The organism is Pseudomonas sp. microsymbiont 2 (genome assembly GCF_054788395.1).
Genome location: NZ_CM139112.1, coordinates 3484840 through 3496705 on the forward strand (window position 1 = coordinate 3484840; position 11866 = coordinate 3496705).

10 protein-coding genes are annotated in these 11866 nt (G+C 63.8%); 6 read left to right on the forward strand and 4 right to left on the reverse strand.

All coding sequences use genetic code 11. The annotated features are described in order from the left end of the window. The first annotated feature begins 85 nt into the window (after positions 1-85). Together xthA and ACYUME_RS15570 are read left to right on the forward strand one after the other, a co-directional pair. Positions 86-898, forward strand: coding sequence for an exodeoxyribonuclease III (gene xthA, locus ACYUME_RS15565; protein ID WP_460415599.1), 813 nt, complete (start codon positions 86-88; stop codon positions 896-898). Between the two features lie 178 nt (positions 899-1076). Further along, a complete protein-coding gene (locus tag ACYUME_RS15570) occupies positions 1077-2132 on the forward strand; it encodes a tetratricopeptide repeat protein (RefSeq protein ID WP_460415601.1) in 1056 nt (351 codons plus the stop codon). Between the two features lie 15 nt (positions 2133-2147). Here the strand turns inward: ACYUME_RS15570 and ACYUME_RS15575 are convergent, their stop codons facing one another. Beyond that, positions 2148-4223: a hybrid sensor histidine kinase/response regulator gene (locus ACYUME_RS15575; RefSeq protein ID WP_460415603.1), complete on the reverse strand. Its 2076-nt coding sequence runs from the start codon at positions 4221-4223 to the stop codon at positions 2148-2150. After that, entirely contained in the window at positions 4204-4653 is a 450-nt protein-coding gene (locus tag ACYUME_RS15580) for a nucleoside deaminase (protein WP_460415604.1), read from the reverse strand. The genes ACYUME_RS15575 and ACYUME_RS15580 overlap by 20 nt, the downstream gene beginning before the upstream one ends. A 146-nt stretch (positions 4654-4799) precedes the next feature. Here ACYUME_RS15580 and ACYUME_RS15585 point away from each other — a divergent pair, with 146 nt between their 5' ends. Beyond that, positions 4800-5486 carry a type 1 glutamine amidotransferase domain-containing protein gene (locus ACYUME_RS15585; RefSeq protein WP_460415606.1) on the forward strand — a complete coding sequence of 229 codons (687 nt, stop codon included), beginning with the start codon at positions 4800-4802 and terminating at the stop codon, positions 5484-5486. A gap of 88 nt (positions 5487-5574) precedes the next feature. Here the strand turns inward: ACYUME_RS15585 and hppD are convergent, their stop codons facing one another. Next, positions 5575-6651 carry a 4-hydroxyphenylpyruvate dioxygenase gene (gene hppD / locus ACYUME_RS15590; protein ID WP_279880928.1) on the reverse strand — a complete coding sequence of 359 codons (1077 nt, stop codon included), beginning with the start codon at positions 6649-6651 and terminating at the stop codon, positions 5575-5577. Between the two features lie 312 nt (positions 6652-6963). Between hppD and ACYUME_RS15595 the strand changes: the two genes are divergently transcribed. Both ACYUME_RS15595 and rarD read left to right on the forward strand, forming a co-directional pair. Beyond that, positions 6964-8550, forward strand: coding sequence for an EAL domain-containing protein (locus ACYUME_RS15595; protein WP_460415608.1), 1587 nt, complete (start codon positions 6964-6966; stop codon positions 8548-8550). A 35-nt stretch (positions 8551-8585) separates the two neighbouring features. Next, positions 8586-9473 carry an EamA family transporter RarD gene (gene rarD / locus ACYUME_RS15600; protein ID WP_279880930.1) on the forward strand — a complete coding sequence of 296 codons (888 nt, stop codon included), beginning with the start codon at positions 8586-8588 and terminating at the stop codon, positions 9471-9473. Here rarD and ACYUME_RS15605 read toward each other — a convergent pair. After that, a complete protein-coding gene (locus tag ACYUME_RS15605) occupies positions 9436-11007 on the reverse strand; it encodes a TerC family protein (protein ID WP_460415610.1) in 1572 nt (523 codons plus the stop codon). The genes rarD and ACYUME_RS15605 overlap by 38 nt on opposite strands. Before the next feature lie 264 nt (positions 11008-11271). On the opposite strand from ACYUME_RS15605, the gene ACYUME_RS15610 reads away from it, so the two are divergent. Continuing rightward, on the forward strand, positions 11272-11856 hold the full coding sequence (locus ACYUME_RS15610; protein WP_279880933.1) for a LysE family translocator: 585 nt from the start codon (positions 11272-11274) through the stop codon (positions 11854-11856). The last annotated feature ends 10 nt before the right edge of the window (positions 11857-11866 follow it).

The window sequence follows — 11866 nt, forward strand, 5'->3', positions numbered from 1 at the left end:
TTAGCAGCGCCCGCTGCATGGCGCCACGCTGGCCGTGAGTGACGATGTCGGCTAGCATCCGCAGTTTTACCAGGATCGTCTTTCCATGAAGATCGTCTCGTTCAACATCAACGGCCTGCGCGCCCGCCCCCATCAACTGGCGGCCTTGATCGACAAGCACCAGCCGGACGTGATCGGCCTGCAGGAAACCAAGGTCAGCGACGACCAGTTTCCGCTGGCCGACGTCGAGGCGCTCGGCTACCACGTGCATTATCACGGCCAGAAAGGCCACTACGGCGTCGCCCTGCTGTCGCGCCAGAAACCCCTGTCGCTGGTCAAAGGTTTCGCCAGCGATGAGGAAGACGCCCAGCGCCGCTTCATCTGGGGCACCTTCGCCGACCACGACGGCACGCCGATCACCGTGATGAACGGTTACTTCCCCCAGGGCGAAAGCCGCGACCACCCCACCAAGTTCCCGGCCAAGCAGCGCTTCTACGGCGATCTGCAGGCACTGCTCGAAGGTCAGTTCCAGAATGCCCAGCCAGTCCTGGTGATGGGCGACATGAACATCTCGCCCCAGGACTGCGATATCGGCATCGGCGCGGACAACGCCAAGCGCTGGCTCAAGACCGGCAAGTGCAGCTTCCTGCCCGAGGAGCGTGAGTGGATGGAGCGACTCAAGGGCTGGGGTCTGGTCGACAGCTTCCGTCACCTGCACCCGGACGTGGCAGACCGCTTCAGCTGGTTCGACTACCGCAGCCGCGGCTTCGAGGACGAACCCAAGCGTGGTCTGCGTATCGACCTGATCATGGCTTCGCAGGGATTGCTGCCGCGATTGAAGGCGGCGGGGGTTGATTATGAACTGCGCGGCATGGAAAAACCGTCGGATCACGCACCGATCTGGCTCGAACTGAGCTGAGCCGGAACGCGCCTTTGCACACGCCGACACGGGTGGCGCCTGCCCAGCGAACGAGCAGCCGCCACCCGAGAACGGCAATCCTGGTCCGCAACGGGCGCAAGGCTCGCGAACCCGCAGGCGTTGCATTTACCCCCCTGCTGCCCCAAGCTCTGGCGTTCCCGCCGCCACGGACCGTGCGATGTCCAGACGCCCCCTGATCCTGCTTGCCCTGCTGCTCCTGGTCCTGCTGCCAGTCGCGCTCGGCTACCTGTGGCGCACCCCGCAACCGGCAGCGCCCAACCTGCCGCCGAACAGCTATGCCAAGGCGCTACGCCAGGCGCATGATGGCTTGCCAGGCGCCGCGCGCGTGTTGTATCAACAGTTGCAGCGCGATGACCTTACCCCGATCCGCCGCGCCGCGTTGTACGCCGAACTGCCCAACTACCCGTCCCCCCAGGCGTTGAAACTGGCCAGCCAGGACCTTGAACACGCCGATCCCATGGTCCGCCGCGCGGCCATCGCCAGCGTTCGTCGCCTGCTGTCGACCGCCCAGCGCAGCCTGGTGTTGGGGCCGCTGCTGGAAGACGACGAACAGAGCGTGCGTTTCGCTGCCGTGGATGCGCTGCTGGGACTCGACCCCGAAGCCATCGGCCTGTACTTCGGGCCACTGCAGGATGCCCTGGAGCAGTACGAGCAAACCCTGGAGCAGCAACCAGACGATCCTGCGGCACAGGTACACCTGGCCAGGCTGTACATGCATGAGCAGGCATTCGAGCCTGCGACCAGGGCGCTGCAGCGCAGCCTGGCGCTGGCGCCCGACAACCTGGAGGCCCTGGCCATCCAGGTGCGCCTGCTCGAACGCCAGGGTCAGCACGATGCCTCCCGAGAAGTCCTCGCCAAAGCGCTGGCCCTGCGCCCCGACTCAGCGTTCCTGCAACATGAGCTGGGCGTGTGGCTGATTCGCCACGAACAGCAGGAATATGCCTTGCTCGCCCTCTCGCGAGCCGTAGAGCTGGAGCCAGACAACAGTGACTACCGCTATACCCTCGCGACCACCCTGCACCAGCTGGAACAGGTCGATGCCGCGCAGAAACAGCTGGAAGCCGTGCTCAGCCGCGAGCCGGCCAATCGTCGGGCGCGAGTGCTGCTCATCCAGTACTGGAAGGAAAGCGGCCAATTGCAGAACGTGCAAGTGCTGCTGGCCGAACTGGAGCGACAGAACCCTGACGACCCTTTTCTCCAGCACGAGCTTTGAGCCGGGCCGCGATCATCAGGGCGGCAACATCCGCAGCACCTGCGCGACCAAGGCCTCCAGCGAGAAGGGCTTCAACAGCAGCGCGGTGTCAGGCTCGTCCAGCAGCATCTGTTCCACCGGGTCATCGGTAAAGCCGGTGATGAACAGGATTTTCTGCTCGGGCTTGATCAGACGCAACGCCCTGGCGACCTGACTGCCACTGAAACCACCCGGCAAGCCGATATCGGTGATCACCAGGTCGAAGGGCCCGCCATGACGGAACTGGCCCAGTGCACTGTTGGCATCGGGTACGTCGCACACCTCGAAGCCATGTTCAAGCAGCGCCTCCTTCATCACACTCCGCAGGTTGACCTCGTCGTCGACCAGCAACAATCTTTCACCCTTTGCCTGCCGCAGGTGCGAGCCTGAAAACTCAGGTTCCGGCAGACTGCCGGCAAAACGCGGGAACATCAGCACCACCCGGGTGCCTATATCCTGCTTCGAGTCGATCCAGATCTGTCCGCCCGACTGCCGAACGAAGCCATGCACCATCGGCAGCCCGAGCCCCGCTCCCAGCCCCGCCAGCTTGGTGGTGAAGAACGGCTCGAAGGCCCGTGCGACATCCTGCTGCGACATGCCATGCCCCCTGTCTTCAATCTGAATCACGACATAGTCGCCCGCCGGCAAGGCGGCCAGCGTATCGGTCGCCTCGACCAGCCGCTCGTTGGCAGTGCGGATCGATACCTCCCCCTGGCCAAGGGAAGCATCGCGGGCATTGCTGCACAGATGCAGCAGCGCATTGCGCAACTGGTCGGGATCAAGCAGCACCGGCCAGGTTGCCGCGTCGAGCTGCCAGCACAAACGCATCTCGCTGCCCAGGGACTGCTGCAACAACGGCGCGACCTGCCGCATCAGTCGATTGATGTCCAACGGACGTGGCGACAACGGCTGGCTGCGGGCGAAGGCCAGCAGGTTCTGGGTCAGGGCGATGGCGCGATGGGCGCATTCGCGCGCCATCTGCACGTAACTGTCCACCCGCTCCATGCGTCCTTGGCCGAGACGTCGTTCCAGGAGCTCCAGGCTACTGCCGACGCCCGACAGCACGTTGTTCATCTCATGTGCCAGGCCGCCCGCGACCTTGACCACCGTTTCCATGCGCTGGCTCTCGCGCATGGCCGCCTCGGCCCTGACCTGGACGGCCCGGCGATCCTCGGTGATGTCCCGGGCAACCAGCATCGGCATCGACTGATCCGCCACGCCATGACAGCGAAACCAGCGGTAATGGCCGTCGCGATGACGAATGCGCGCCTCGACGGGTGCCGCGGCTCGCCCTTGCAACAGTTCCATCAGCGCCAGCCGTGCCTCGGTGCGCTCGGCGGGGTGAAACAAGTCCGGCAGCGCCACCTCCGACTGCTGCTCGACGCGCCAGCCCAGCAAGCGCTGCCATGCAGGATTGGCCATGCGCAGGCGCAGTTCGGCATCAAGCATCAACATCACATCGGGCGACAACTGCCAAGTATGCTCGGGGTCGGCCAGGTAGCTCTGCAGACGCGCTTCGAACGTTTGGGCCAGCTCGCGCCATTCGCGGCTGGTCTCGACACTGGCGGTGGTCTCGATCAGCGTGTGCAAAAAACCGGCAACGATGTCTTGATCATCGCGAATGGGTGAATAGCAAGCCGTGACCCACACGGTTTTCGCATTGCCCGCCTGCTCGACTTGCAGCGGCGCATCCTCCTGCACGCAGCCCTGCCCTCTGAGCACATTGAACACCGTGGTCCCGATGCTGTCCCAGACGCTTTCCCCCCAGAGATCGTAGAAACGCCCGCCCTGATGTTCGCCGGTATCATCGGCCAACGCCTGATAGGCGTCATTGTAGATGACCGTCATGTCCGGTCCCCAGACCAGGGCACACGGAAACGGCGACAGCAGCAGCATGTCCACGGCGATACGCAGGGCCGGTGGCCACTGCGTCAACGCCCCCAGCGATGTACGACTCCAGTCGAAGACCGCGATCGCTTCGTGGCGCCTGACGGCAATGGTCGTCGGAGGGGCCAGGTGAACGACTTGGATGCCTTCGGCCGCAGAGCCCCGCTCAGCGGCCAATGTCTTCATTCCACAGCTGCGGCTTGTCCTTGATGAACTGCTTCATCAGGGCCTTGCAGGTTTCGTCGTGGCGCACATCCAACGTCACCCCTCGGCTGCGCAACAACTGCTCTTCACCCATGAATGTCTGGTTCTCACCCACCACCACATGCCTGATGCCATAGAGCAGGATCGCACCGCTGCACATGGCGCAGGGTGACAAGGTGGTATAGAGGGTCGCCTCCTTGTAAACGCTGGCGGGCTGGCGCCCGGCGTTTTCCAGTGCATCCATTTCACCATGGAGGATCGCGCTGCCGCGCTGCACCCGACGGTTGTGCCCGCGACCGATGATCTTGCCTTTGTGCACCAGTACCGAGCCGATCGGGATGCCACCCTCCTCCAGCCCTTTACACGCCTCGTCGATAGCCGCCTGCATGAAATCGGAGGTTGCCTGTTCCATGGTGTCCCCTGCTGATGCGTTTCGTGAGCAGCAGACTAGCACATCCCTTTGAAGCACATGGCGCCACGGCCACGCCCGGCTATGCTGATAAGGCTTCAAAGATCGCTGGCCAAACGTTTTCCCATGGATTCGACGGGCATGCGCAGATGAACAAGAAGATCCTGGTCGTGCTGACCAATACCGCCAAGTATCCTGATTTGAAACGAGCCACAGGGTTGTGGCTGGGTGAGGCCGTGCACTTCGTCGACAAGGTGCAGCAGGCCGGTTTCGCGGTCGACTACGTCAGCCCTGCGGGCGGCTACGTGCCGATCGACCCGCACAGCCTGCAGATGGCGCCGGAGCTGGACTGGCAGTGGTACAACGACAAGACGTTCATGAACCGTCTTGGCGCCACCTCGAGCCCCGGCCAGGTCAAGGCCGAGCAGTACAGCGCCATCTACTACACCGGCGGCCACGGTGTGATGTGGGACTTCCCCGACAACCAGCCACTGCAGGAACTGGCGCGGCGCATCCACGAACGCGGCGGCGCGGTCGCGGCGGTATGCCATGGCGTGGTGGGGCTGCTCAACATCAAGCTCAGTGACAACAGCCTGCTGCTCAAGGGACGCCAGGTGACCGGCTTCTCAAACACCGAAGAAAAACTGGCCGAACTGGACAAAGTGGTGCCATTTTTGACCGAAAACGAGCTCGGCGCCCGGGGTGGCGAGTACAGCCTGGCCGAAAATCCCTGGGCATCCTTCGTCGTGCAGGACGGCAGCCTGATCACTGGCCAGAACCCAGCATCCACCGCCGGGGTGGCCGAGGCGGTCATTCGCTACTTGCGCAATCGCTAGCCACCACAAAAGCATCGCGGGGCCAGCCCGCTCCCACGTTCACGTGGGAGCGGGCTGGCCCCGCGATGGGGTTCGAGCCTGAAGCGGGTTATTCGGCGTTCAGCACGCCACGACGCACCTGGTCGCGCTCGATGGACTCGAACAGGGCCTTGAAGTTGCCCTCGCCGAAGCCATCGTCACCCTTGCGCTGAATGAACTCGAAGAACACCGGGCCCAGCAAGGTTTCCGAGAAGATCTGCAGCAACAGACGCTTGTCGCCAGCCTCTGAAGCGCCGTCCAGCAGAATGCCACGGGCTTGCAGCTGGTCGACCGGCTCGCCGTGCCCTGGCAGACGTTCCTCGAGCATTTCGTAGTAGGTCTGCGGTGGCGCGGTCATGAAGCGCATGCCGAAGCCTTTGAGCGCATCCCAGGTCTTGAGCAGGTCGTCGGTGAGGAAGGCCACATGCTGGATGCCTTCGCCGTTGAACTGCATCAGGAACTCTTCGATCTGACCCGCCCCTTTGGAGGACTCTTCGTTCAGCGGGATGCGGATCATGCCGTCCGGCGCGGTCATCGCCTTGGAGGTCAGGCCGGTGTACTCGCCCTTGATGTCGAAGTAGCGGATTTCGCGGAAGTTGAACAGTTTCTCGTAGAAACCGGCCCAGTAGGCCATGCGTCCGCGGTACACGTTATGGGTAAGGTGATCGATGATCTTCAGACCCGCGCCGACCGGATTGCGCTCGACGCCTTCGATGAACTTGAAGTCGATGTCATAGATCGAACTGCCTTCCTCGTAGCGATCGATCAGGTACAACGGCGCGCCGCCAATGCCCTTGATCGCTGGCAGGCGCAGCTCCATCGGGCCAGTCTCGATCTCCACCGGCTGGGCGCCGAGCTCCAGTGCCCGGGCATAGGCTTCGTGGGCATTGCGCACGCGGAAGGCCATGCCGCAAACGGACGGGCCATGCTCGGCGGCAAAGTACGAGGCGATGCTCTTGGGTTCGTTGTTCAGGATCAGGTTGATGCCGCCCTGGCGATACAGGTGCACATCCTTGGAGCGGTGGGTCGCGACCTTGGTGAAGCCGAGCATCTGGAACACAGGTTCCAGCACGCCGGGCGCCGGCGAGGCGAGCTCGATGAATTCGAAGCCTTCCAGGCCCATCGGGTTGTCGAAGATATCTGCCATGTTCGTGTCCTCATCTGCAGCAAAAAAACGGTTGATTACCTGCTTTGGATGTCGAACAGCGGTGGTGGTGAGCAAGGGATACCGCGCACGCTGCGGGCAAGGAAGTCACCAATGATCAGCTTGAACCCATGGTATGTCATATGGACCCATTCTCGGCGGGCTGGATTCCCCGGGAGGCGGAGAACCTTATTGTTGTATTCGTAAATCGATTCTACAGTGCGTAAATTAGTTTGTCGCGCTTTAAGTTGGCGAGCGTCGCCGACAAGCGGCTATCCTCAGCAGGATACCGCCACCGACAAGGTTCACCCGCGCATGCCCCTGACCGCCAAGCACCGTGCCCGCTGGAGTTGGCGCACTCTGTTGCCCTGGGTGGTGGGCCTGCTGCCGCTGCTGTGCGGCATGGGCGTGATGCGCTGGCAGACCGAGCATGAACTGCAAGCCAGCAGCGAGGCGACCGCCCGCGATGTCGTGGGGCATATCGAAGAAATCCTCGACAGCCTCTCGGTCGTCACCCGCCACCTGCTGCCCAAGGCCGGACAACCCTGCCAGGATGTCCAGCTGGCCTTGCGCACCGAGGTGACCCGCAATGCGTTCGTGCGCTCGACCAACCTCTTCGCCAACGACAATCTCTATTGCACATCGCTGTTCGGTGATTTCGCAGAACCCGTGGATGCTCGCGACTACACCGATGGGCAGCTATGGCTGATGGATGGCAATTCGGTGACGCCGGGCAATGCCTTGCTGGCATACCGCATCAGCCAGGGCGACCGTGGCGCCATCAGCACGGTGGATGGCCGGCATCTGCTCACCGCCCTGCGCTTTATCGCCGACGACGATCAGCTACAGGTGCAGGTGGGCGAGCACTGGATGGGCCAGGACGGGCTGGTGCGCAACGGCACGCCCCCGGTCGCGGCCAGCGCGGCGGTCACCGTATCCTCCACGCGCTACCCGTTCAGCGTGCATGGTGGCTACGGCCCGTCGAAGCCGGCACAGCTGATGCGCTCCCGCTACCCGGCGCTGCTGGGGCTGCTGCTGATCCTCGGCGCGATCGCCGCCATCGCCTGCCATTGGCAGATCCGCCGCGCCACCTCATCGCGCGCAGAGCTCAATCGCGCCCTGGAGGCCGGCGAGTTCCTGCCCTATTTCCAGCCAGTGGTGCGTAAAGGCGACTACCGCTGGGCTGGCGTCGAGGTGCTGATGCGCTGGCAACACCCCCGCGAGGGCCTGGTTCGCCCCGACCTGTTCATTCCCTACGCCGAGCACAGCGGGCAGATCGTCGCCATGACCCGCGCCCTGATGCTGAACACCGCGCAGGCGCTGTCGCCGCACGCCACGCTGCTCGAGGATGGCTTCCACATCGGCATCAACATCACCGCCGACCATTGCCGCGACCTCGGCCTGCTCGACGATTGCCAGACTTTCCTCCAGCATTTCCCGCCCGGACGCGTGGTGCTCACCCTGGAGCTGACCGAGCGCAAGCTGATCGAACCCACGCCGGTCACCCTGGAGCTGTTCGAGAAACTGCACGAGATGGGCGTGATGATCGCCCTCGATGACTTCGGCACGGGCCAGTCCAGCCTCAACTACCTGCGCCAGTTCAACGTCGACTACCTGAAGATCGACCAGAGCTTCGTCGCCATGATTGGCGGCGACGCCTTGTCCCAGCACATCCTCGACACCATCATCGAACTCTCGGCCAAGCTGGACCTGGGCATCGTCGCCGAAGGCGTGGAAACCGAGGTCCAGCGCGACTACCTAGAGCGCCATGGCGTGGACTTCCAGCAAGGCTACCTGTTCGCCCGACCGATGCCGGCCAGCGATCTGCTCCTGGCCTTGGCCGCGCGCCCCGGCAGTCTGCGGTTGCCGCAAGACAGCGCCCCTGAGATCATGCGCGGCTGATCCACCCGCTCACCTTTCCCGTTTCCGAGGCACTCGTGTCAAAAGGCATTCTCTCGTCGGTCATGGCGTCCTGTCTGTTCGCCGTGATGTATTTCTATTCCTCCCTGCTCACCCCCTTGGACGGCGAGGAAATCTTCGGCTGGCGAACCCTGCTGACCCTGCCCTGCCTGACGCTGTTCATGTGGCTGTCGGGTGACTGGAAACGGGTCGGTGAACTGCTCGCACGGGTGCGCCGCACACCCCTGCTGCTGCTGGGCATGCTAGGCACTTCCTGGCTGATGGGCGTGCAGCTGTGGCTGTTTCTCTGGGCGCCGCTGCACGGGCGCAGCCTGGAGGTGTCGATGGGCTATTTCCTGCTGCCGCTGGCCATGGTCCTGACCGGACGGCTGGTCTACGGCGAACGCCTGTCGCGCCTGCAGAAGGTGGCGGTGGGTTGCGCGGCCCTGGGCGTGGGCCACGAGCTGTACCAGCACGGCAGCTTCGCCTGGGAGACGCTGCTGGTGATGATCGGTTACCCGATCTATTTCGTGCTGCGTCGACGTTGCCGCACCGACCACCTGGGCGGCCTGTGGTGCGACATGTGCCTGTTGCTGCCGTGGGCCCTGTATTTCGTGATCCAGGGCCCACTGTCGACGGCGGATCTGGCCGAGCACCCGGGCTTGTACGGGTTGATCCCGCTGCTCGGGGCGATCAGTGCCAGCGCCCTGATCGCCTACGTGCTGGCCAGCCGACTGTTGCCGTTCAGCCTGTTCGGCCTGCTCAGCTACGTCGAACCCGTGCTGCTGGTGGCGGTGGCCCTGCTGCTGGGCGAAACCATCGGCCCGGATCAGTGGCTGACCTACCTGCCGATCTGGGCCGCGGTGCTGGTGCTGGTGCTTGAAGGCTTCAAGCACCTGCTACGTCAGCGGCGACGCTCTGTGTAAGGCGCACCTGCCGCACCCGACGCTCCTCCACCGCCACCACGGTCAAGGTCCAGCCGTTCCAGGCCAGGCGGTCACCGACCATCGGCAGGCGATCCAGCAAGCTCATCACCAGGCCCGCGAGGGTCTGGTAGTCCTCGGTGGCACGCGCGGCGAAACCGGTACGCGCCTGCACCTGGGCCAGGTTCAAGGCACCGCTGACCACGAAGCTGCCCTCCTCCTCGATCACGCCAGGCCCTTCGACCTCACTGGCATCGGGCAATTCGCCGGCAATCGACTCGAGGATATCGGTCATGGTCAGCACGCCGGTGAAGTCACCGAACTCGTTGACCACGAAGGCGATATGCGTGGACTGGCTGCGCATCTGCTCCAGGGCGTTGAGAATGCTGAAGCTCTCCAGCAGGTTCAATGGCGCCCGGGCCAGGTGCTCCAGTGCCGGTTGGTTGCCGGCCAGCAGTTCCTTGAGCAGCTCCTTCTTGTGCACGTAGCCCAGCGGCTCCTCGATACGCCCGTCACGGATCAGCGGCAGGCGCGAGTACGACGAGTTGACCAGGGCCTGGCTGATCGCCTCGGCCGGTTGCGACAAGTCGATGGCGTCGACCTTGGCACGCACGGTCATCACCGTGCGGATCGGTCGCTCCGCCAGGTTGAGCACACCACTGATCATCACCCGCTCGCGACGGTCGAACACCACCTGCGCCTCGCCACCTTCCACCAGGTCGGCGATTTCCTCGCCCACCTCGTCGGCTTCCACCCGGCGCCCGCCCATCAGCCGCAATACGGCATGCGCGGTGCGCTCGCGCAGTGGCCGGTGCTGCTGCACGCTGCGCTTGCGGCGGGCACGCGCCAGCTGGTTGAACAGCTCGATCAACAGCGAGAAGCCGATGGCCGCGTAAAGGTAGCCTTTCGGAATGTGGAAGCCCAGGCCCTCGGCGGTCAGGCTGAAACCGATCATCATCAGGAAGCCCAGGCACAGCATGATCACCGTCGGGTGGGCGTTGACGAAGCGGGTCAGCGGCTTGCTGGCGACGATCATGATGCCGATCGAGAAGATCACCGCGATCATCATCACCGACAGTTGCTCGACCATGCCCACGGCAGTAATCACCGCGTCCAGGGAGAACACCGCGTCCAGTACCACGATCTGCGCCACGATAGGCCAGAACGCGGCATGACGCACCGCACCGGCGCTCTGCACGATATGCCCTTCCAGACGTTCGTGCAGCTCCATGGTGGCCTTGAACAGCAGGAAAACACCACCGAACAGCATGATCAGGTCACGACCGGAGAAACTCTTGCCGAAGATCTCGAACAGCGGCGCGGTCAGGGTGACCATCCACGAGATGCTGGCCAGCAGGCCCAGGCGCATGATCAATGCCAGCGACAGGCCGATCAAGCGCGCGCGATCGCGCTGATGGGGCGGCAGTTTGTCGGCAAGGATGGCGATGAACACCAGGTTGTCGATACCCAGCACCAGCTCGAGGACGATAAGCGTCAGCAGGCCCAGCCAGGCCGTGGGGTCGGCTAGCCATTCCATTAGCGGGTACTCACAGGGGAAGCGTCACGGGGACGGCGGGGGGAAGGCCGGGTCGGCCAGGGACTGGGGGGCTCCGCGAAGGTGCTCATATAGACCTTGATAGCAATTTGGGAAGGTGATCCTACAATCGAAGCAGGTTTTTTCGACAGCGCGAAAATATTACAAAAGCTGTAACAACCATGTCCGGGGCATTTTTGTTCAATACCGCGCCCAGGCTCGCCACTCAGGATGTGCCGACCCTGACTGTCACAAGGAATCATCCGCATGAGCCTTTCCCTGTCCATGGCCGCCTTCGCCCTGGCGGCCTCCATCTCTCCCGGTCCGGTCAATATCGTCGCCCTTGGCAGTGGCGCCCGCCATGGCCTCGGTGCCAGCCTCGGACACGCGGCCGGTGCCACCCTGGGCTTCTGCCTGCTGCTGGTGCTGGTCGGGCTGGGGGTACACGAACTGTTGCTGCGCTGGCCCCTCGCGGGGCAGCTGTTGCACGGCGGCGGCGTACTGTTCTTGCTGTACATGGCCTGGAAGCTGGCCAGCGACGATGGTCGGCTCGACACCACGGGGAGGCACAAGGCGCCGAGCGCCTGGCATGGCGCCGCCATGCAGTGGTTGAGCCCCAAGGCCTGGCTGGCCGCCGTGGCCGGCGTCGGCGCGTACACCGGGGGTGAACAGCAACTGCTGTGGCTGTTCACCTGGATCTACATGCCGATCTGCTTCGCCTCGGTGGCCTGCTGGGCCTGGGCGGGCAGTGTCATACGCCAGTACCTCACGGAACCGAAATGGATGCGCCTGCTCAACCGTGGCCTGGCCGCGATGCTGGTCGCCAGCGCAGGCTACCTGCTGCTGGCGTGACCCGCTGCGC